General features: G+C 64.1%; 20 protein-coding genes and 1 tRNA gene. 7 read left to right on the plus strand and 14 right to left on the minus strand.

Annotated features, from left to right (window positions below; genetic code table 11):
* Positions 1-103: 103 nt before the first annotated feature.
* On the plus strand, positions 104-565 hold the full coding sequence (locus tag IT549_RS15575; protein WP_292974549.1) for a nucleoside deaminase: 462 nt from the start codon (positions 104-106) through the stop codon (positions 563-565).
* Positions 566-592: 27 nt separating this feature from the next.
* On the opposite strand, the gene IT549_RS15580 is transcribed toward IT549_RS15575, so the two are convergent.
* The 10 genes from IT549_RS15580 to IT549_RS15625 form a co-directional block, all read right to left on the minus strand.
* Complete coding sequence (locus tag IT549_RS15580; RefSeq protein ID WP_292974550.1) at positions 593-1,300, minus strand: ribonuclease T; 708 nt, start codon at positions 1,298-1,300, stop codon at positions 593-595.
* Positions 1,297-2,154, minus strand: coding sequence for a carboxylating nicotinate-nucleotide diphosphorylase (nadC, locus tag IT549_RS15585; RefSeq protein WP_292974551.1), 858 nt, complete (start codon positions 2,152-2,154; stop codon positions 1,297-1,299). Before nadC ends, IT549_RS15580 begins: the two co-directional genes overlap by 4 nt.
* Before the next feature lie 198 nt (positions 2,155-2,352).
* Positions 2,353-3,147 (minus strand): LytTR family transcriptional regulator DNA-binding domain-containing protein, encoded by a 795-nt coding sequence (locus IT549_RS15590; protein WP_292974552.1) that lies wholly within the window; start codon positions 3,145-3,147, stop codon positions 2,353-2,355.
* A gap of 14 nt (positions 3,148-3,161) precedes the next feature.
* A complete protein-coding gene (locus tag IT549_RS15595; RefSeq protein ID WP_292974553.1) occupies positions 3,162-4,322 on the minus strand; it encodes a histidine kinase in 1,161 nt (386 codons plus the stop codon).
* Positions 4,323-4,365: 43 nt separating this feature from the next.
* Positions 4,366-5,109, minus strand: coding sequence for a DsbA family protein (locus tag IT549_RS15600; RefSeq protein ID WP_292974554.1), 744 nt, complete (start codon positions 5,107-5,109; stop codon positions 4,366-4,368).
* Between the two features lie 12 nt (positions 5,110-5,121).
* On the minus strand, positions 5,122-6,486 hold the full coding sequence (locus tag IT549_RS15605) for a M48 family metalloprotease (RefSeq protein ID WP_292974555.1): 1,365 nt from the start codon (positions 6,484-6,486) through the stop codon (positions 5,122-5,124).
* A gap of 14 nt (positions 6,487-6,500) precedes the next feature.
* Complete coding sequence (locus IT549_RS15610) at positions 6,501-7,418, minus strand: alpha/beta hydrolase (RefSeq protein WP_292974556.1); 918 nt, start codon at positions 7,416-7,418, stop codon at positions 6,501-6,503.
* A 111-nt stretch (positions 7,419-7,529) separates the two neighbouring features.
* Positions 7,530-9,080, minus strand: coding sequence for a hypothetical protein (locus IT549_RS15615; RefSeq protein WP_292974557.1), 1,551 nt, complete (start codon positions 9,078-9,080; stop codon positions 7,530-7,532).
* A gap of 82 nt (positions 9,081-9,162) precedes the next feature.
* A complete protein-coding gene (locus IT549_RS15620) occupies positions 9,163-9,651 on the minus strand; it encodes an MmcB family DNA repair protein (RefSeq protein WP_292974558.1) in 489 nt (162 codons plus the stop codon).
* Between the two features lie 53 nt (positions 9,652-9,704).
* A complete protein-coding gene (locus IT549_RS15625) occupies positions 9,705-10,037 on the minus strand; it encodes a hypothetical protein (RefSeq protein WP_292974559.1) in 333 nt (110 codons plus the stop codon).
* Between the two features lie 195 nt (positions 10,038-10,232).
* Here IT549_RS15625 and IT549_RS15630 point away from each other — a divergent pair.
* From IT549_RS15630 to IT549_RS15645, 4 genes are all read left to right on the plus strand, one after another.
* Positions 10,233-10,309: transfer RNA gene (locus IT549_RS15630), tRNA-Arg, on the plus strand.
* Between the two features lie 98 nt (positions 10,310-10,407).
* Positions 10,408-10,800 (plus strand): hypothetical protein, encoded by a 393-nt coding sequence (locus IT549_RS15635; protein ID WP_292974560.1) that lies wholly within the window; start codon positions 10,408-10,410, stop codon positions 10,798-10,800.
* A gap of 355 nt (positions 10,801-11,155) precedes the next feature.
* Positions 11,156-11,719, plus strand: coding sequence for a hypothetical protein (locus IT549_RS15640; protein WP_292974561.1), 564 nt, complete (start codon positions 11,156-11,158; stop codon positions 11,717-11,719).
* A gap of 444 nt (positions 11,720-12,163) precedes the next feature.
* A complete protein-coding gene (locus IT549_RS15645; RefSeq protein WP_292974562.1) occupies positions 12,164-12,484 on the plus strand; it encodes a plasmid partitioning protein RepB C-terminal domain-containing protein in 321 nt (106 codons plus the stop codon).
* A 321-nt stretch (positions 12,485-12,805) separates the two neighbouring features.
* Here IT549_RS15645 and IT549_RS15650 read toward each other — a convergent pair whose 3' ends face one another.
* Together IT549_RS15650 and IT549_RS15655 are read right to left on the minus strand one after the other, a co-directional pair.
* Entirely contained in the window at positions 12,806-14,005 is a 1,200-nt protein-coding gene (locus tag IT549_RS15650) for a M20 family metallopeptidase (protein ID WP_292974563.1), read from the minus strand.
* A gap of 2 nt (positions 14,006-14,007) precedes the next feature.
* Positions 14,008-14,892 carry a CDP-alcohol phosphatidyltransferase family protein gene (locus IT549_RS15655; RefSeq protein ID WP_292974564.1) on the minus strand — a complete coding sequence of 295 codons (885 nt, stop codon included), beginning with the start codon at positions 14,890-14,892 and terminating at the stop codon, positions 14,008-14,010.
* Between the two features lie 391 nt (positions 14,893-15,283).
* On the opposite strand from IT549_RS15655, the gene IT549_RS15660 reads away from it, so the two are divergent.
* Positions 15,284-16,384, plus strand: a complete 1,101-nt coding sequence (locus IT549_RS15660) for an inositol-3-phosphate synthase (protein ID WP_292974565.1) — start codon at positions 15,284-15,286, stop codon at positions 16,382-16,384.
* A gap of 214 nt (positions 16,385-16,598) precedes the next feature.
* On the plus strand, positions 16,599-17,345 hold the full coding sequence (locus tag IT549_RS15665; RefSeq protein ID WP_292974566.1) for an NTP transferase domain-containing protein: 747 nt from the start codon (positions 16,599-16,601) through the stop codon (positions 17,343-17,345).
* Here the strand turns inward: IT549_RS15665 and IT549_RS15670 are convergent.
* Both IT549_RS15670 and IT549_RS15675 read right to left on the minus strand, forming a co-directional pair.
* Positions 17,338-19,011: an ABC transporter ATP-binding protein gene (locus IT549_RS15670; RefSeq protein WP_292974567.1), complete on the minus strand. Its 1,674-nt coding sequence runs from the start codon at positions 19,009-19,011 to the stop codon at positions 17,338-17,340. The two genes, IT549_RS15665 and IT549_RS15670, sit on opposite strands and share 8 nt — an antisense overlap.
* Positions 19,012-19,077: 66 nt before the next feature.
* The gene (locus IT549_RS15675) at positions 19,078-20,904 is read right to left on the minus strand and encodes an asparagine synthase-related protein (RefSeq protein ID WP_292974568.1); all 1,827 of its coding nucleotides are present in this window, start codon (positions 20,902-20,904) and stop codon (positions 19,078-19,080) included.
* Positions 20,905-21,003: the final 99 nt, after the last annotated feature.

The following is a 21,003-nucleotide window of genomic DNA, read 5'->3' on the forward strand; positions in this document are numbered from 1 at the left end:
TGATGGTACCCTAGGGGTGGTCGGGCAGGAGGAGCGGGCCGGTGTTGCCCAGGCAAGGACGGATGTCCTTGCCGCACCAAGATAAAGATTCTAGCCCCTTTGCATGACCCGCTGGCCGCTGCCCGAACCGATGCAATTGGCGCTGGATGAGGCGCGCGCGGGCGAATCGGCGGGCGAAGTGCCGATTGGCGCGGTGGTGATCCGGGACGGACAGGTGATCGCGCGGGCGCATAACCAGCCGCGCGGGCGCCACGATCCCACCGCCCATGCCGAAGTGCTGGCGATTCGCGCGGCTGCCGCAGTGCTGGGCAACGAACGGCTTGATGGCTGCGAACTGTGGGTCACGCTGGAGCCGTGTGCGATGTGCGCCGGGGCGATTGCTCATGCCCGGATCGCCCGGCTCTATTACGCCGCCAGCGATCCCAAGGGCGGCGCGGTGGAGCATGGCGCGCGGGTGTTCGAACACGACCAGACCCTGCACCGGCCTGAAATCTATTCGGGGATGGGTGAGGATGAAGCCGCGATGCTCCTCAAGCAGTTCTTTCGCGACCTCCGCTCATCCTGAGGAGGCCGAAGGCCGTCTCGAACAACGCTAAAGCCCGCGCCAGATCTTCAGCGGAACATCGTTCTTCGGCCCGAAGGCGCGCTTCGAACAAGCCCTGGGCTTGAAATTGCGGCCATAGCAAAGCCGCAGTTCGCGCAGCCAGCCGCCGTTCGAAAGCACCAGCCCCACCGCACTTTGCGGCCAGCCGGGATTGCGTGCCATGAATGCCCGCCTCAGATCCCCGGCGGTCAGGTAATCCTGGCGCGATAGCTGGTCGGCATCGGGCAGTTTCAGCGAATTCCACAGGATCCGCGAAACCTTGAAATAGCCTTCGGGGGTCTTGGCCATGCAGCTGCCGTGCTTGGCCCATTCATGCTCGATCAGCCAGGGAACCGGGGTCATGCACATGTTTGCGCGGTAGTCCTGCTGGGTTGGGCGCGGGGTGACGGCGCACCACTGCGGATAGCGCCCGTTCGCGCCTTCGGGCCACAGGCCGTGCAGCACAAAGCCGAATCGCCCGATCTGACCGTTGCATTGGTAATTGCCCGGATCTTTCGCCGCCTTGCCGCCCCGGCAAAATTCGGGCGACCAGCTGACCGCCAGGGTATAGCCGGTGATCGGCATCACGCTGCGCGGGCCATCGGGCTGCACCGGGCGCGGCTCTTCCACGCTTTGCGGTGCGCGGCATTGATAGGCCTGGGCCAACGCGGGGGCGGGCAGGGCGAGGACGGCAAGGAGAGCTGCGGTGCGGATCATAGCGGTGTGAAATCCAGCCCGACGTCCGCCGCCGGCGCGCTCTGGGTCAGGCGCCCGACCGAGACGTAGGTTACGCCCGAGGCGGCAATAGCGCCGATCGTGTCGAGCCGGACCCCGCCCGAAGCTTCGCTGGGCACGCGTCCGGCGATCAGCGTTACGGCCTCGCGCAGTTCGGCCACACTCATGTTGTCGAGCAGCAGGTGGCTGGCACCAGCTGCCAGTGCGGGTTCGATCTGTTCGATCCGGTCAACCTCGCAGATCACATCCATGACTCCGGCGGCGCGCGCGCGGCGCACGGCTTCACCGACCCCGCCCGCCACCAGCACGTGGTTGTCCTTGATCATCGCCGCGTCCCACAGCCCCATCCGGTGGTTCTTCGCCCCGCCCATCCGCGTGGCGTACTTTTCCAGGTGGCGCAGGCCGGGAATGGTCTTTCGGGTATCAAGCAGGGTGGCGTGCCCCTGCATCGCATCGACATAGGTCCGGGTCATGGTGGCGACCCCCGACAGGTGCTGCACGGTGTTGAGCGCCGAGCGTTCGGCGGTCAGCATCGCGCGGGCATTGCCGTTGAGGCGCATCAGGTCGGTCCCGGCCGGTACTGTCGTGCCTTCCTCAACCAGCACCGCGATCTCCATCCCGGGATCGAGCGCGCGGAAGAAGGCTGCAGCGATCGGCAGGCCGGCCACCACGATCGCGTCGCGGGTATCCATCACCCCGGCAAAGCGCGCCTCGGCGGGAATCACGCCCTCGCTGGTCACATCATGCCCGCCGCCGGGCAGGCCAAGGCCCAGGTCCTCATCCAACGTGGCGCGGACGAATTGGGCGAGATCAAAGCCGGGGAGAGTGAAGGTCATGGGAGACATTTCGCCAGAATTACGGCCTTGCGCAAGAGCGGGTTCACACGAAGACACGAAGACACAACGATGTTGCTTTGGGCCGCAGGCCCGTTCTGTCCTCGCTGCAACACGCAGAACGCGGCACTTGGATTGGAAGGCGGCTTTGCCGCGCGCGTGACCTCTTTGCGTCTTCGTGTCTTCGTGTGAACCAGGAAATCAGTGCACGAAGCGCGCCACCACATCGCGGTAAGAGCGCGAGACTTTCACGTCGGCGCCGCTTTCCAGCACCAGGAAGCATTCGCCATTGGTGTGCGGTTTGACCTGGCGGACCTGGTTGAGATTGACGATCCAGCTGCGGTGGACGCGCTGGAACACCCGCGGATCGAGCCGGCGTTCCAGATCCTTCATCGTTTCGCGCAGGATCAGGCTGTTGTCAGCGGTGTAGATGCACATGTAGTCACCCGCCGCCTCGATCCGTTCGATCGAATCGACATCGACCCGGAAGATCTGCCCGCGATCCTTGATGTTGATCAGCTTTTCATAGCGGCCGCCCATGTCCGGCTCGTCGGGAATCGCCTCGATCGCGTCAGGCGCCACTTCGGCCAGTACGGTCTTGAGCTTTTCGGCCTCGCCCGCAGCCTGCTTTTCGGCGAGGCGGGTGCGCACCCGTTCCATGGTATCGGCCAGCCGGTCCTCATCGACCGGCTTCATCAGGTAATTGACCGCATTGGCCTCGAACGCGCGGACCGCATGTTCCTGATAGGCGGTGACGAAGACGATCAGCGGCGGTTCGATGTCCATCACGCCCTTGACCACCGAAAAGCCGTCAAACCCCGGCATCTGGATGTCGAGGAAGACCAGGTCGGGCTTTTCGGTCTTGATCTTGCGGATCGCCTCGCGCCCGTTCGAGCAGGTGTCGATCACTTCGACATCGGGGAACTTTTCCAGGCGCAGCATCAGCCCCTGGATCGCAAGCTTTTCATCGTCGACGAGGATCGTGCGGATGGTCATGACAGTTGTCCCGTTCAGCCGGCCAGGACCGGGGCTTTGGTGGCCTCGATCGCGGGGGGCGGGGTTTCGCGGCGTTCGAAGGGAATTTCGATCAGCACGGTAAAGCCGCCTTCGGGCGGTTCCATCGTTTCGAACCGGTGCGCCTCGCCATAGGCCTGGGCCAGCCGGTCACGGATGTTGGCCAGGCCGACGCCCGTGGATACCTGTTCGCCGCCGTCGAAAGTCACGCCCGAGAGCCTGTTGGAGGCGGACGAAGATTGCAATCCCGGTCCGGTATCGGAGACGGTGATGCGAAGGTTCTGACCGACGAGTTGCGCCGCGATGGTGATTTCGGCCCCGGCCTCTTGCGGGCTGACTGCATATTTGATCGCGTTTTCGACCAGTGGCTGCAGCAGCAGGCTGGGCAGCAGTGCCTTTTCGGTGGCGGGATCGATCTGGAACGCGGTGCGCAGCCGCTCTTCGAACCGCATCCGCTCGATCTCGAGGTAGAGCTTGAGCGTCTCGACCTCCTGCGCGACGGTGACCCGGCCAGCCGGCTCGTTGACCAGGGTATAGCGCAGGAAACTGGACAGCCGGCTGAGCATGGCATTGGCCGGCTCGGTCTGCTTGAGCAGCACCAGGGTGGAGATCGAATTGAGCGTGTTGAAGAGGAAATGCGGGTTGAGCTGGTAGCGCAGCATCGCCAGCTGGGCGCTGGTCGCCTGGTTTTCCAGCTGGATCAGCTGGTCGTTCTGCTCTTCGATCTGGATGAAGAAGTTGATCATGTAATAGAGCGCCGACCAGGCCAGCAGCAGCGTCGCGTCGAGGTAGAACAGGCCGATGATCCGGCCAATGTCGAACGAGCGATCGTTGTTGTAGAGCCCGCTGACCCAGGCATCGATGAAGGCATAGGCCCCCACCGCCAGCCCCAGCGCCAGCGTGGTCACCCCCCAGGTCACCAGCGGGCGGCGATTGATCACCGCGCGGTAGATTACCGACAGGATCAGCGTCAGCGAAAGCCCGGTGATGGTCGAGATCAGGATCGTGACCAGGAACGACAGTTCCTTGGCATTCGCCAGGCCCGACATGGTGCGCAGCAGCAGTGCCCCGCCCCAGCCAGCCATCTGCAGCCGCCAGAACGCCTGGTTCTTGTTCGCGAAGAATGGGATCGGGCGAAAGGGCAGCAGGACAGCCATAGAAGGCTACCTTAGCAGAAATTGGCGCCGTGCCACCAACGCTTTACGATCCACGGGCCTTGGCCAGCGCCTTGGCCAGCGCGTCGCGGCCCACGGCGCCGACGATCAGTTCGTCGCCCACCACCCAGGCCGGGGTGCCATCGACCCCCAGCTTGCGGGCCATGCCGACATTGGCCTCTATTTCGGCAGTCACGCGCGGGTCTGCCGCAAATTTGCGGGCCCGTTCCAGATCGAGCCCGGCTGCGCGCGCGGCGCCCTCGATGCTGGCCATGTCGGTGCGCCCGGCCGCGAACATCGCCTTGTGGAATGCCGGATACTTTCCCTGCTCGGCCGCTGCCAGACCCCAGCGCGCGGCATCGGGGCTGGTCGGGGCAATAATCGGCAGTTCGCGGATCACCACCTTGAGATCAGGATTGGCCGCCACCAGCGCTTCGACATCGGCGGCGCTGCCCCGGCAATAGGTGCAGGCAAAGTCGGTGAATTCGACCAGCGTTACGGTACCATTGGGATTACCCAGAACCGCGCCCGGAAAGGGCTGGGCGACCTTGTCGCCCAGTTCCGCCAGCTGCTTTTCGCCGCCCTGGTTCTTGAGCTTGTCAGCCGCCTCGACCAGCACTTCGGGGTGTTCGACAATATAGGCGTGGACCCGGCTGCCGAATTCGGCATCGTCGATCGCGCCGCCACCGCGCCGGCTTTCCAGCGTCCAGCCGACCGCCCCGCCAACCAGCAGCAGCGCGATGCCGGCCAGCGCCAGCAGGAAGTTCGAACGGGATGCAGGATTGGCCATAGGGCCTTGTCGCTACCTGCGTTTCTTCATCTGTTCAATCGCCGCACGCGATTGCATGGCGATATCCTGCGCGCGCAGCCAGTCGGCCGAACCCTTGGGCAGGCCGGCCTCGGCAGCTTGCGCGCTTTGCAGCGCCTGGAAGTAGTTCAGTTGCAGCACCTGCTGTTCGGCCGCAGCCAGCCGCGCCCGCGGCATGTCACCCTGCTGGCCATAGATCACCCCCAGCTCGTACCAGGCAAACGGGTTCTCACGGTCGCGCGCAACCGCTGCCTTCAGCACGCGCTGGGCTTCAGGCAGGTTGGCGGCGTCTTCGGTTGCAACCAGCGCGTGGCCGAACAGCGTGGCGATCAGCGGGTGATGCCCGGTCAGCTCGGTCGCGCGGCGCAGCGGCGCGAGCGCCTCCCTGGGCCGCCCGGATTCGAGCAGGACCTGGCCTTTCAGTTCAAGGAAGAACGGGTCGTCGGGTTCCAGCGCCAGCAGGGCATCAATTTCACTCAGCGCGCGATCGAGGTAGGCTTCCTTGTGCCAGGCATAGGCCCGGGCATAGTGCGCGGGGATCGAGGTGTCGCTGGGCGGATAGGCGCGCAGCGTGCGCTCCGGCTCCTCGGTATAGCCCAGCAGCTTGGCCTTGACCCGCTTGAACCGCGCTTCAAGTGCAGGGCTGGGCGGTTTGGTCCAGGCCGGATCGACCTGGTAGGTCTCCTGCAGGGTGGCGATCCGGTCGCCGGTCATCGGGTGCGTCGAATAGAACTCGCTGTCCAAGTTGCGGGTGAAGCCGTGCCGCATTTCCAGGTTTTGCAGCTTCTTGAAGAAGGCAATCGATCCCCGGCCGGAAATCCCGGCCTTGGACAGGAACTGCGCTCCGGCGGCGTCGGCGGCTGATTCCTGCGTGCGGTTGAACGCAAGATACTTGCCCAGTGCGGCCTGCTGCCCGGCCATCAACACGCCCATCGCCGCGTCGCCCGATCCGGCTGCAGCAGCTAGTCCGCCCAGCAACAGCGAGAGGATGGTGATCCCGGTTGCGGCCTTGCCGCCGCCGTCGCTGATTACGTGGCCCCCGGTGATATGGCCCAGTTCGTGGGCAATCACGCCCTGCACCTCTTCGGCGCTGTCGGCGGCCTGGATCAGCCCGGCATGGAGGAACACGATCTGGCCGCCCGCAACGAAGGCATTGATCGAATTGTCACCGACCAGCACCACCTCGACATTGCGCGGATCAAGCCCGGCGGCGCTGATCAGCGGCGTGGCCATGTCGCGGAACAGCAGTTCGGTCTCGGCATCGCGCAGCACCGATTGGGCCAGGGCCGGCTGGGCGCTGAGTGTGAAGATCAGCAGCGCGGCAAGGCAGCGCGAAAGCAGGCTCCGGAACGTGCGCATCGTGGACAGACCTATCATGGTGCCGGCTGAACCGTGGCTGAAGGGCGGCACTGCGCGGCCAGGAACTTGAGCACCGGATCGAGCACCCGCCGGTCGCGGCTGAACGGGGCCGCCAGTTTCATCACCGTGCCCGAATGATCCACGCCTTCCAGCACGATCGGTCGGGTCGGCGCTCCCGCTGCGCTCAGCGCGCGCGCCAGGGCATCGGAATTGATGGGCTTGACGGTCGTGTCGGCATCGCCGGTGATCAGCAGCATATGCGGGGCATCGCCGCGCACGAAATGGATCGGCTGGGTCAGGGCCGGATCGGGCACATGGCCAAAGGCATTGCGCGCCGAATCCGAAGTAAAGGGATGAAAATCATAGGGTCCCGACAGTCCGATCACGCCCTTGATGAAGCCGTCCGGCACTCCGACCCGGCCCAGCCATTGCCGCTCCAGCGCCAGCATGACCGCGTTGTAGGCCCCGGCCGAATGCCCCATCACCACCACGCGCGCAGGATCGCCCCCGTACCGCGCGATCGTGTCATGGGTCCAGGCCAGCGCCAGCGCGCTGTCTTCCAGCATCGCGGGATAGCGACCGTCCGGACCCAGCCGGTACCCGACCAGCACCACCACATAACCTTCGCGGGCCAGGGTGCGCCCGACGAAGCGATAGTCCCCGGGCGTGCCCGAATGCCAGCCGCCGCCGTGGATAAAGACCACCACCGGACGTGGCCGCTCAGCCGGGGTATCGGGGACCAGCACTTCGATCTTCTGTTCAGCAAGCGGACCATAGCGGCCATCGGCCAGCGTCAGGGCATAGCCGGAATTGCCGCCGAACTGGCGATCACCCCAGTCGAGCAGCGCCACGGCGTTGTTTGCCAGTGCCCAGCGCCAGACCCCGAAGCCAGCCAGGGCCAAGACCGCCAGGCCAATCAGAACCCAACCCATCCTGCCAATCCGCCTCTTTACCGCCACGCCAGCCATCCGGCCTGATTAGCGCAAAAACAAAAGGGCGCCATGCCTTTCGGCAGGCGCCCCAGGTGGGAGAGGACTGTGAATCTAGACCAGTTTGCGTGCCGCGCGTTCAAGCAGCGGGACATCGTCGGCCACTTCGCCCAGCAGCACGACTTCGCCAGTGGGAAGTCGCCGGGCGACCAGCAGCGTGAATTCGCTGCCTTCGGCGGCCACCGCATCAAGCGGCTGGTAATCGAGCTTGCGCAGCTTGCGGGCCAGCGCCTCGCGCGGGGTATCGCGCAGTTCGGCGGGCTTGCCGCTTTCAACTTTCTTGAGCCGGCGTTCTTCGGCCACGACACCTTTGAGGCCGCCAGGCGCCGCACGAAGGTAATCCGCCAGCTTGCCGCGCGCCAGGCCCATGCGCTTGGCATGGCCCAGGGCAGAGGCATATTCGGTCAGACGGGTCTTGTCGTATTCAGCGCCGAACACCAGCTTGACCACCGGGGTCATCGGCGCGCGATCCTGCACGGTCAGGCCCGAATCGACGACCAGTTCGGAAAATTCCTCGGGCGAGTCTTCGGCGGCCAGGGCAAAGTCATAGGCACGGCCGATCGCGGCATAAAGCGCGTGGCGGGTGCGATCCTCGCTGCCGCGCGCAGCTTCGGCCAGTTCGCGGGCCGAGGCCAGCCAGTCAGCCAGTTCCATGTCGGCATCGGCCGGAACCGCCAAGGCCAGATCATATTCGTCACCGGCGTCGCCCAGTTCGTCGGCGCTGCCCAGCTCAAGCACTTCGTCAAGGTCGAACACGCCATCGTCCGGCGCTGCATCGCTGCCGAAAGCGGGCTCAGGCATGACATCGTCCGCCTCCAGCACTTCCTGCAGTGTGGAAAGGTCCAGCACGCCAGCAAAATTGTCAGCCTCTGCTTCAAACCCAGGTTCGGCCTCGGCTTCGATTTCGTCATCCAGCTCGTACGGGTCTTCCAGCTCAAGCACATCGCCCGGGCCATCGGCCCAGTCGGTCATCGGCAGATCAGCGTGCGGTGCGGCAGGACTGTTGAGGTCAAGCGCCTGGTCGATTTCGTGCAGCAGATTGTCGGTGGTCTGCTGGTCGGCCAGTTCCTTCCAGTTGATCACGCCATAGATGAAGTCGATCGTATCGTCGTCGCTCGAGAACGGCAGCAGGATCCCGCGATAGAGGATGGTGCACTCGCGCTGGTTGACGAATTCGGCCTCGAACCCGATCGGCGCCTGGTTGGCCAGGATCTGCATGTAATGGTCGGTGATTCGCGACAGCAACGAGCGCGCGGGAACATCGGCCAGGGTCTGGATTATGGCTTCGGTGCCGCATTCCTCGGCCAGCATGTCACCCAGGTACTGGATCGTCGGATTTTCGATCCCGCCGGTGAAATCAAGCAGCACGCTGAACGGCCCGAAATCGGGCAGGGCTGCCGGATCGAGATCTTCGATCGAGGGGAAATTGCGATTGTCGAGCAGGCTGGCCCAATGGTTGTAGGCACGCACCTGCATGCGCCGCTCGTCCTGCCCGACCGGGCTGGGCGGCGGCTCGGGTGCGCGCTCTTCTTCGCCAAATCCGACTTCGGGCCAGTCGTCGCCATGATTGGCGTCGTCGGTAAATTGGCCGCGATAAGTATCCATGTGGTTTCCCCGGTGTCCCTTACCGGGCACTTCTGGCGCAACATGGTAAATTAACCGTTAAGTTGCGCCGGACTTTGCGCGACTATCCGCCCCAGCCATCGATCCGCGGGTCGATCAGCCCCAGCTGCCGGCGCAGTGCGGCGCGGGCCAGGCGCTCGGTCTCAACCTTGCGGCGCGCGGCGGCCAGGGGAACGGTGGCGGCGGGGCGCAAAATCTCGGCATCATAGCCATCGGCCACGATCAGTCCGCACCGTTCGGGCCGGAATGCCGGGTCAGCCATGCAGGCGCGATCGAGATGCGGCGCCAGGCCCCAATAGAACCGGTCACAATAGTCAAGGTAATCGGGCCATTTGGCATCGCCCAACAGATCGGCCCGGGCCACCTTGATCTCTACGATCACCAGCTGGCCTTTGGCATCGATCCCCATCAGGTCGGCGCGCCTGCCATTGCGCAGCGGCATTTCCGCCAGGCACCAGATATCGTTGCGGGCAAACAGCCGGCAGATCCCGCGCGCCACCGCCTGGGCGGCCTTGAGGTCATCGGAATCGGGCGGGGAGTGGGGTTCGGGCATGGCCAAACCCTAGAACATAATGGCAACTTTGCAAGCGGGCGTCGCGCCCGGCGTTACATGAAGCGGCGCGGGGCCGGGCTGCCGGGCGGCGGGACCAGTGCCAGCAATGCCGAGCGTGCAGCATGAAATTCCTGCCACAGCGCCAGGGCGGGAACCGCCGGGTTGGCGCCGCGGGCATTGACCGCCATCAGCGCGGCCAGTCCCGGTTCCATGATCGCGCTCAGATCGTCGATCCCGCGTTCGGCGGCATCACGGCGCCAGCCGCCGACATCGCGCATCACCGCCGGGAAATTGCGCACTTCCGGGCGCATCGCCTCGGCCGCCATCCCGGCCAGCATGCCGACGACACTGACCGCGTCGTGCAGCGCCGACCATTTCATGCTCATGGCCGAAGCCGAAGCCTGGCCGAACTCGGGGCGACCCGAAGTGGGAAGGACGCCGGTGCCAGGCTGGGAAAAGGAAGTGTGCGCGTTCATGGACCGGTCCATAGCCCGGTTTCGCTTGCCAAATTGCTAACTCGAAGCGCCGCTTTCAAAAGTCTCTGGCGCAAAGCGCAACACGCTGCTAACCGCCGCTGCCACGCACCCGTAGCTCAGCTGGATAGAGCGTTGCCCTCCGAAGGCAGAGGCCACAGGTTCGAATCCTGTCGGGTGCGCCATTTTCTCTCAATAAATTCATGTATTTATTGAGGGGCATGGCCCAAAAAATCGGAAAATTCGCCGATTTTTGCTATTCACAAATCATTGACAAAATCGGTTGGCGACGAATCGCATCGACATTATTGGTTATGTCGATGGAGGTGCCGTGGTGACGACCGAATCCGAAGGCTACATCGACCTCGGCAGAGAAGGCCGGGTCGTTCTTTACAAGCGGCAGCACCTCAAGAATCCTAAGTGGCAAGCCCGGATCAGCGTTCCTAACGCAACCGGCTACAAGGTCATTTCCACCAAGCTTTCCGATTTTGAAGAGGCCAAACGCTTTGCCCTGAACCTCTACGATGACCTCTACATGCAGGTAAAAGCAGGGGGACCGCTCAACACGAAGAGCTTCAAGCAGGTCTATGAAGAGTGGAAGGCCTACGTCAAAGTTCATGGCCGCACCCGCCGGGACGGAACGTGGGACACCACTATCGAGCGGATCGACAGCTAACAGCAATGGTGCAGACGGCGGTTGGCACATGGGCAAGAAGCACGAGGGGCTAACGAGTGACTCTCTGTTCTATTGCTTCGTCGACTTTGCCATAGGTCGGGACTGCCATTCATTCACGTATGTTGTCCCAGCCAAAGTCGTGGCTAAGGCGCTTTCTGATTGTCATCAGGCTTGGCTGTCTCAACCAGGTAAGAGGGGGCAGCAGCGGAAGGACAATGATTTGCGCCGTTTTTTGCCCGATTATAGCCATCTCGAGATGGGCAAGTATGAAGCTGGGTGGCTTGAGCCATACCGGGAGGCTTGGCATCTATTGCAGTCAGTTGCATTGGGCAGCTGAATCATGCAGTTCCGCATCTTGACCGCAGCCGTCGTGTTCTTGGGGTCATACCTGCCCTTGAGTTTGATCTTTCTTGCGCAGAGTCTCGAATATGACAAGTTGGATGGGGCCTTCTGCTGGAACTTGAGTGCTGCCATTTGTGATCTTCCGATCAGATCGCCTATTTTTTCTGTTGCAATGGTTGTGGCCACGCTTTCGTGCTTCATGATCACAATCTTGGCTTTGCACCTCATTAGACCCAACCAAACCGTGGATGTCTTGTCTGTAAAATACATCCCGTCCGATCTTATGAACTACACTCTACCTTACATTGTTTCGTTCATGAGCATTGACTACCAAGATATTGGAAAGTTTGTAGGATTTAGCGTTTTTCTAATTTGGATGTTTTGGATAAGCTATCGATCCGGGCAGATCATCATGAATCCGGTCTTGATTGCGCTCGGCTGGAGATTGTACGAAATCGAATTCAAGTTTGCAGGTGGCGAAGCAAAGCATGTTGGACGTGGCCTATCACGAGGCCATTTGCAGATCGGGAATGCGCGCCAAGCGACGCTTCAGGACATCCAGATTTTCAAACCATGAGGGCTTAGATGCCGCTACCAGAAAACTTTGCGAACTTCGATGTGGCCGGAGCCGAGACCGCAGTGTGGGTCTTTCGAAAGTCGGGTGGTCATCGCGGTGCCGCGCCGACTTTCACAGGGCATTGGATCGCTATCGATGCAGCACTTGAAGCCGCTGTTAAGGAAGCAATTTCGACCCAACGCGCACGCATTGAAGAAGTGAGCCCATATGGGCTTCTGGCGCAAAACCATGAGGCGAGCGCCCTTTCCATTGCGGCGGATGAGACCCACGTTCATTTGGTGGCTGCTGCAACTGCGGAACCACTACCGCAGCGGCGTGCAACAAAGTTAGCTCACCTGCAGAACACATCGTTCTATGTGATCAAACTTTCAGTAGGTGGTGAGACACTTCTTGCGTTTCGGAAGACGGATTCATCTTGGCATACCAAGCGGAGACGGGCTTCCATTGACGCACTTTTCGGTTCCATATGCGCAATCGCTAGTCGCTGCCACGCCAGATCATCTCTTAGTCGAAGGCAGGAAGGACAAGCCAAAGTCACTCACCGCTGACCAAATTGCGCTGATGCAACGCGAGTCAGAGAGCCTTGATCGGGAAGTGCGGGCCATCGAGCGAACCTATGGGGAAGACCATCTGGATTTGGTCTTGGCGCTGGGATACGTCTCTAACCTGTTGGGCAATGTTCGCGTGGTCAGGTTCCTTGCGCAGCGTCACGCAACGATTTTGGCTGAATTTCAGCGCGTCGTGGAGTTTCATCAAGCGGCATGAGGATAGAAATTCCGACGAATTTTGTGAGCGCCACCAACCGTTGAAAATTCAGATTAATTCGTACCTCGATTATTGACAAAACATCGACAAAAATTCGTGAGCCTAATAAATATATGATATATAATGCGAATTTATGCATATCTTTCCCCTCCGAAGGCAAAGGCCACAGGTTCGAATCCTGTCGGGTGCGCCAAAAGGGGCGGTCTTCGCAAGAAGGCCGCCCCTTTTGGCATATCAGGACGGTTCGGACCCTTCGGAGTCGGAGCGAAGCGACGACGGCCGAGCGCAGCGAGGCCAATCCTGTCGGGTGCGCCAGTCTTCCTAATCCCAGCCGCGGTCCAGGAAGCGCACGGCGCAGCCGGCCAGCAACGCCGCGCCCTTGGGCAGCGCGCTTTCATCGACCATCATGCGCGGCGAATGGATTGCGGGGCACTTGTGCCAATCAACCCCTTCGTGGGCCACGCCCAGGAAAAACATCGCCCCGGGCACTTTTTCGAGCACGTAGGAGAAATCCTCGGCCCCCATGATCGGCTGATCGAGTCGGCGGAAGGCCGTCTCGCCGAACAGGTCCTGCGCGACCGTCTCGCCCAGCGCGACTGCGCGGGCATCGCAATTGGTGACCGGGAAGCCCGGGGTGATCGTTACCCGCGCTGCGGCGCCGTGGGCCTGGGCGATGCCCGTCGCAAGCTGGGTCAGCAGGCCGTGGAGCTTGTCGCGGTGGCGCGGTGAAAGCGTGCGCAGGGTGCCAACCAGCGTCGCGAAATCGGCGATCACGTTGTGGGTCGTCCCGGCATGGATCTGGGCGACGGTGGCGATCACCGGATCGTGCGCGTCAAACTGGCGCGCGACCATCGCCTGGATCGCGGTGACCACTTCGCAGGCGATCGGCACCGGGTCCAGTCCCTGGTGCGGCATGGCGCCATGCGCGCCGCGCCCCTCGATCACGATCTCGAACTGGTCGGCCGATGCCAGCAGCGCTCCGGTCCGTCCGACCACCAGTCCGTGCTTCGAATTGGGCATGACGTGCAGTGCGAAGGCAGCCTCGGGCAGCGGGTCCAACAGCCCGTCCTCCAGCATGAACTTCGCGCCGTGGAAGCCTTCCTCGCCCGGCTGGAACATGAAGCGCACTTCGCCCTTCAGCTCGTTCTGCCGCGCGCACAGCAGCCGCACTGCGCCGGCCAGCATTGCGGTATGCGCGTCGTGGCCGCAGGCGTGCATTGTGCCGGGAATGGTCGAGGCGAATTCGAGGCCGGTCTCCTCGGGCATCGGCAGCGCGTCCATATCGCCGCGCAGCAGCACCGTGCGGCCGGGCCCCGCGCCGCCCTTGAGCGTGGCAACCAGCCCGGTGGACGAAGGCCCTTCGCGCCATTCCAGCGGCAGGTTGGACAGCGCTGCGCGCACCTTGTCGCGGGTCATCGGCGTTTCAAGCCCCAGTTCTGGTTCGGCATGGATCGCGCGGCGCAGCGCCACGATCTCGCCTTCGATCCCGCGGGCCTGTTCAAGCAGATCGTGATGCAGCATCGCTAGACTCCGATTGCGGCGGCGATCCGCCGGGCCGCAGCATTGTGCATCCTGACCGAGAGGACAAGCAGCAGGTTGAGCACCACCACCTGGTACATCAGGAAATAGAGCGGCGTGCCGGCAAACATCGACAGGCCCAGGATCACCGCGCGCGGATTGGGGCCAAGTATCTTGGTCATCAGCAGCAGCGGTGGCGCTTCGGCGCGCACTGCACTGGCGATTGCCGCCAATCGGGCCGGATCATCCTTGCTCGCGGCAACGGCCTTGTCGATCTCGAGCGCATGCGGTGTCATGCCGCTGGCCAGGCCGATATAGGTCGAGACCAGCGCCGCGGCCCAACTGCGCGAGGTCGCCGAATCGGCGGCACCATGCGACATCCTGAGCCAGGGGGTGCCATAGACCCAGTATTGATACTGGCGTTTCTGCACTTCGGCGTGGTTTGCCTGGATCGCATGGCTGAGTGCCGCGACCAGCATCAGGATAACCGCGTGCCAGCCCGAAAAGTAACCGCCCGAATGCCACAGCAGCCAGCCCAGCAGCGTGTAGAGCACGATGTGAGAGAGATAGTCGCACAGCCCGTCGACCATTTCGCCGATCGGGCTTGTTCGTCCGGTCAGCCGGGCCAGGTCACCGTCGGCACCGTCGACCACGTGCCAGCCCATGTGCAGGGCCATGCCCAGCGCAGCTGACAGCGGCCAGGCCAGTCCGACATAGGCAAAGCCGGCTGCAACCACCATGAAACCGCCAAAGACCGAGACCATGTTGGGGGTGATCGGGGTATGCGCCAGCCTCCGCGCCAGCTGCCAGGCAAGCGGATGGTAGAGATAGTGGTTGAGTGAGTCCTGCAACTCGCGCGGACGCTGCGGGCGCTTGGGCTCCGATTTCACGCGTCCCGCCGAATTCGCCGCCCCGTCTTGCCCCTGCGTCACCGTCTTCGACCCTTGCTCTCAACCATTGCGTTGCCTCCTTTTTGCAGGCTCACCGCGCACTCACAAGGCTTGAGCCTTGGTCATCCCACGCGGATTTGCGTCGGAGCGGATTGGTGCTATGCTTGTAGGCCTGCATTGCGCAGGCACATTGCCGACGTGCAGCGAAGGTCTTCCAAGGATTTTCGCCAGAGTCGGCACCGGACGCCGTTGGGGCGCGGGCCATCAGGTTGTCGCGCATTTCGGCATTCGGCTTGACCTGCGCCAGGTTTCTTGCTCTTGGCGCGCGATTCTTATTGCAGCGACCTTCAATGGAGGGCGCGCTTCGACGCTCGAAAGGGAACGACAGACAATGAAGCCTATCAAGGTCGCCATGATTGGCGTCGGCAACTGCGCCAGCTCGCTGGTCCAGGGGGTCGCTTACTACCGGCAGAACAATTCGTCGCAGGGCCTGATTCACGACAAGATCGGTGGCTATGGCGCCGGCGACGTCGATTTCGTGCTCGGCGTCGATGTCGATGCCCGCAAGGTCGGCAAGGACATCGCCGAAGCGATCTTCGCCGCGCCCAACAACACCAAGGTGTTCAAGTCCGACGTGCCGGCAACCGGCGCCAAGGTCATCATGGGCAAGGTCTCTGACGGCGTTGCCGCGCACATGACCACGGTGGGCGAAAAGGGCTTCATCGTTGCCAATGAACCCGAGGCGGACAAGGCCCGTATCGTCGATGCGATCAAGGCTTCTGGCGCCGAAGTGCTGATCAACTTCCTGCCGGTCGGCTCGCAGGAAGCCACTGAATTCTACATGGATTGTGCGCTCGAAGCGGGCGTTGCGGTGGTCAACTGCATGCCGGTGTTCATCGCCAGTCGCCCCGAATGGGAAGCCAAGTTCCGTGAAAAGAACATTCCGATCGTGGGTGATGACATCAAGGCCCAGGTCGGCGCCACGATCGTCCACCGCGTGCTGTCCAGCCTGTTCGCCGCCCGCGGCGTCACGGTTGAGCGGACCTACCAGCTGAACACCGGCGGCAACACCGACTTCATGAACATGCTCGATCGTCAGCGGCTCGGTTCGAAGAAGGAATCGAAGACCGAAGCCGTCCAGGCCATGCTGGCCCAGCGCCTTGAAGACGAAAACATCCACGTCGGCCCGTCGGACTATGTTCCCTGGCAGAAGGACAACAAGCTGTGCTTCCTGCGCCTTGAAGGCCTGCAGTGGGGCAACGTGCCGATGGAACTGGAACTGCGTCTCTCGGTCGAAGACAGCCCGAACTCGGCGGCTTGCGTCATGGACGCGATTCGCTGCGCCAAGGTTGCGCTCGATCGCGGCGAAGGCGGTGCGCTGATCGGCCCGTCGGCCTATTTCTGCAAGCACCCGCCGCAGCAGTTCAACGACGATCTGGCGGCTCAGATGGTTGATGAATACATTGCCGAACCGGCGATGGCGGCCGAATAAGCCCAGCAGATTGCGAATTCGAAACGGCGTCGGGTAACCGGCGCCGTTTCCGTTTGAGGACCTGATTATCAGGTACGCTGATCGCATCCGCGATCAGCTGGCAACACCGGCCCGCTCCCCCGGACCGGCCACCCGTTGATGGTACCCTATGGGCGGCCGGTCCGGGGGAGCGGGCCGGTGTTGCCCTTCGCGGGAGCGAAGATAAGGAGAATCTATGGACGCCCTGATCATTGCCGCCGGTTTTGGCAGCCGCCTGCGCGACATTTCGGATTCGAAGCCGATGACCTCGATCGCGGGGGTGCCGCTGCTGGAACTGGGCGTGCGCCAGGCCCGGGCGGCTGGGGCAGAGCGCGTTGTGGTGGTCACCGGTCACGAGGCCGAGCGGCTCGAAGCCGCGCTGCCTGCACTGGCGGAGCGCGCCGGGATCCCGGTCTTGGCCCGGCGTGTGGCGGACTGGGCCAAGCCCAATGGCTGGTCGGTGCTGGCCGGAGCCGAGGCGATCGCCGGCGATTACCTGCTGATGATGTCCGACCATATCTTTTCCGCCCCGATCCTTGCCGGTCTTGCGCAGCAAGGCGGGTCCGATCGCGGGGTGACCCTGGCGGTCGATCAGTACTGCGACAACCCGCTGGTCGATCCCGACGATGCGACCTGGGTCGAGCGCGACGAGCGCCAGTTCATTCGCGCGATCGGCAAGACAATTCCCAGCTATGACGCGGTCGATTGCGGGGCTTTCCTGTGCACCCCCGAACTGGCCGAGGCGATCCGGGAAGCGATCGCGGCGGGGCAGGCCGGCAGCCTGTCCGAAGGGATGCAGCGGCTGGCCGATCGCGGCCGCGCCGCAACCTGGGAGATCGGCGGGGCCTGGTGGCTCGATGTCGACGATCCGCGTGCGCATGCCCTGGCAGAGCAGCAGGCACCCTACGAGCTGGCCGAAATCTACGCCGCCGCGCTCAGCTGACCAGCCGGCCGCCTTCAAGGCGCCAGGTCCGCTCGGCCAGCTCGGTCAAGGTGCCGCGATGGGCGATGATCAGCACGGTTACCTTGCCCTTCAATCCCGCGATTGCCGCAGCGACCTGGGCCTCATTTTCGGCATCGAGCGCGCTGGTCGCTTCGTCGAGGATCAGCAGTGCGGGATCGCGCAACAGGGCCCGCGCCAGCATCAGTCGCTGGCGTTCGCCGCCCGATAACGGTCGCCCGCCGTCTCCGATCCGAGTGTCCAGCCCTTGCGGCCAGTCGAGCACAAAGCCGCATGCGGCGGCGCCCAGCGCGGCTGCAAGGCGCTTTGCATCAGCCTCGGGCGCGGCCCACAGCAGGTTGGCGCGCACAGTATCAGCCAGCAGCGCCGGGTCCTGCTGGACATAGGCCACCCGGGCCCGCCAGGCGCGGCGTTGCACCGGGTCGAGCGCGATCCCGTCAACAAGCAGGGCACCGTGATCGGGGCTGATCAGGCCGCCCAGGATATCCGCCAGGGTGCTCTTCCCGGAACCCGACGGGCCGGTTACGGCAACAATCGCCCCGGCCGGGATTTCGATACTCACCCTGTCCAGTGCCGGCCGGCCAGCCCCGGCGAACTGCACGCTGACATCCTGCAAGGAGATTGAACGGTGCAATTCGGGCGGCGGGGCTGTCGGCAACTCAGGCTCGCGCGAGGCTTCGGCCCGGTCGATCAGGGCGAACACTTCGCCAATCGCGGGCCGGGCGTGGCTGAAGTTCTGCCAGCATTCCTGCAGCACGCCGATCAGCGGCATGGTCCGTGCAAACAGCGCGACAATCGGCAGGATTGTGCCAGCGCCAAGGTTCCAGCGCCCGACCGCCAGCCAGACCAGCAGGGCCAGCACCGCCGCGCCCCCGGTCTGGAGCGCCAGCTGCCCCAGCCCCAGGTCGCGCTGGAAGTCCAGCCGGGCATTGCTCAGCTCGGCGAATCCGGCAAAAGCATCGCGTTCGGCCCGGGCTTCCCCGCCCAGGCTCTTGACTGTGCGCAGCGCAGCCAGGCTGTCGCTGAGGCTGCCATAGGTCACCCGGTAGGCGGTGCCTAGCCGGTCGCCCAGTTGGCCGGCCCGGCGCCGCATCCCGCCATAGGCCAGCAGCACCAGAAGGCCACCAAGCAGTCCCCCCAGGGTTACCGCAGGGGCAATCACCAGTCCGGCCAGGCCCAGACCACCCAGCGTGATCAGCGCCGCCAGCCCGGTGGTGGCCTGGTTGATCCCGCTTGCGGCGCGATCGATGTTGGCAATCAGCATGCCGATGCTGTCGGACCGGCGCATGGTGGCCAGGGTGCGCCAGTCTGCACCCAGCAAAGCCCGCCAGGCGCGATGGCGCAGGTCGTCGGTGACCGCCAGTTCCAGCCTGATCGAAGAGCGGTTGCGTGCGAGGTTGATCACGCTGCGCAGCGCCACGATCGCCACGAACAGCGCCAGCATCGGCGCCAGCGCCAGCGGCACGCCGATGGCCTGCAAGGCCTTGCCCAGCACGCCGCTCGCGCCGCTTTCGATCGCCGCCAGCATTGGCACCAGCAGCATAACGCCGATGCTTTCGGTCAGCGCAGACGCGATCATCAGCAGGACCAGCCGCAGGGCCAGTCCGCGCTGGGCCGGACCGATCAGGCGAAGGAGCAGGCTGGGCATGGCAGGCTTGCTACCAGTTTCGGGCGATAAGGAAACCCGCCGCGCCGCCTGTCGCGGATCGGGCGGTCATTGCGGATTGCGCCCGGTCTCGAAATCGAGAAACCGCCCGATATAGAGCACGGCGGGCAAGTGGAAGCGCAGCCGGTCGGCCAGGACCGGGTTCGCCGGGGTTGTGGCGGGCCAGTCATCCAGCGCCGCGCGCAGGGCGCCAATGTCGATCACCTCGGCCAGCTGCGGGTGATCGGCCAGCCGCTCGGCCTCGCGCCGCAATTCGCCCAGACGCGGGGTCAGCCGCGCGTGCCAGTCGGCATTGTGCTCGCCGTAAAGCCGATTGCGGCGCTGGGCTTCGGGCATCCGGCCCTGCGCCATCCGCCGCGCCAGCCAGCGACTTTCCCCGTCACGCACCAGCTGGTCGGTTGGTACGGACAGGCAGAATTCGATCAGCGGGCGATAGGCGGTCACATCGCGCAGCCGGATCCCGAAGACCTGCTCGTAGCCGTGGATCACTTCGCCCCCCAGGCTCATCGCGTGGTAATTTTCGGCGATATAGGCAGCGCGGCTTTCGTCGCGATCGACCGTCATGATGTTGCGCTGGATCGCGGCTTCGCGCCGCAGCTCGCCCAGCCGGGAATCTGCGCGCAGGAAGGGGTTGGCATAGCGATCGGCCAGCTGATCGCCCCGGTGAACCGCCGCGCGGATCGCGGCGCGCAGGCGCGCAGGCAGCTGCGGCATCAGCCCCTGCGCGGCGATGCGCCGCCACATCGGGCGCGGATCGGCCGGGACAGCGCCCAGCAGCTGCCACAGCTGCGACCAGCGCAGGCTGCGGAAGAATTCGGCCGCCGCCCAGGGCGCGCCGTTGCTGAAGGTCAGGTTGCCGCATTCAGCAGTCAGCAGCCAATCGCACTGCGCCCGCGCGGCGGCATCGTAGATCCCATGGAACAGGCTGCCCAGGACCCGGGCGGGATAGCCGGCATCGCAGGCCGCAAAAACCTGTGCGGCGCGATCGTCGAAAGCGATCCCGCGGTTGTCAACGAACTGCGGATCGAGCCCGGGGTGCATCCGCGCGAACTGTTCCACCAGCGGGCGATCGTCGCCGAACTTGTGGGCCGGCACCGCCCCGTCCCATTCGGCGAGCGGGTGGAACGTAAAGCTTTTCAATCGCTTGCCTGGCGCAAGTTGGGCTAGCGCTTCGGCGCAGACCATCGACGAATCGAGCCCGCCTGACAGTGTCATCGCCGGATTTTGCGCCGCGCCAAGCGCGTGGCCAACCGCATCGCGCAGCAGCGCGTTCGCCGCCTCGACATAGTCGGCATCGCGGCGCAGCCGCACCGGGCCGAGCGCTTGCGGATCGTACCACCGGTCGATCTCGGCCCGCCCGGGCGAAAGCGTCACCACCGCGCCGTGCGGCACCTGCCAGATGCCCTCGAACAGGCCTGCGCGATCATCGGGCAGGCGCATCGATACCAGCGCGTCGATCTCTCCGGGGCGCAACCGCTTTTCCAGCCCGGCGGCAAACAGCGGCCGCGCGATCGAGCAGACCAGCAGCGCGGCGCCATCGTCATGGTAGAGCAGCGACTTGCCGCCCCACGGACTGCGCGCCAGGCGCACCCGGCCATCGGGCAGGCAGGTGACTGCGCAATAGCTACCGATGATCCGGGCGTCGGCCCTTGCGCCCCAACGCTCGACCGCTTCGGCGTAAAGCGTCGCGGCATCAACACTCGCGCCTGCGAGGCCCAGTTCGGCGGCCAGTTCGGCCTGGTTATCGATCCAGCCGCTCAGCAGCGCTGGCCAGCCAGAGCGCGAGCGCGCAACGCGCCAGCCGCGCTGCGCGCGGACCCGCGGAGCGGGCAGATGGGCGAACAGATCGCCTACGCTGGATTCGCTGGAAGGCACACCGCCGGCAAACAACCCCAGCGATGCAAGCGCGCGGGAGCGATCAGCCCAAGAAGGGCCGTTCCAGTCCCGCGCGAAAAGTATCATTCAGGCAGGCGG

Origin of the sequence: Novosphingobium sp. (assembly GCF_020852455.1) — a bacterium.
GTDB lineage: Bacteria > Pseudomonadota > Alphaproteobacteria > Sphingomonadales > Sphingomonadaceae > Novosphingobium.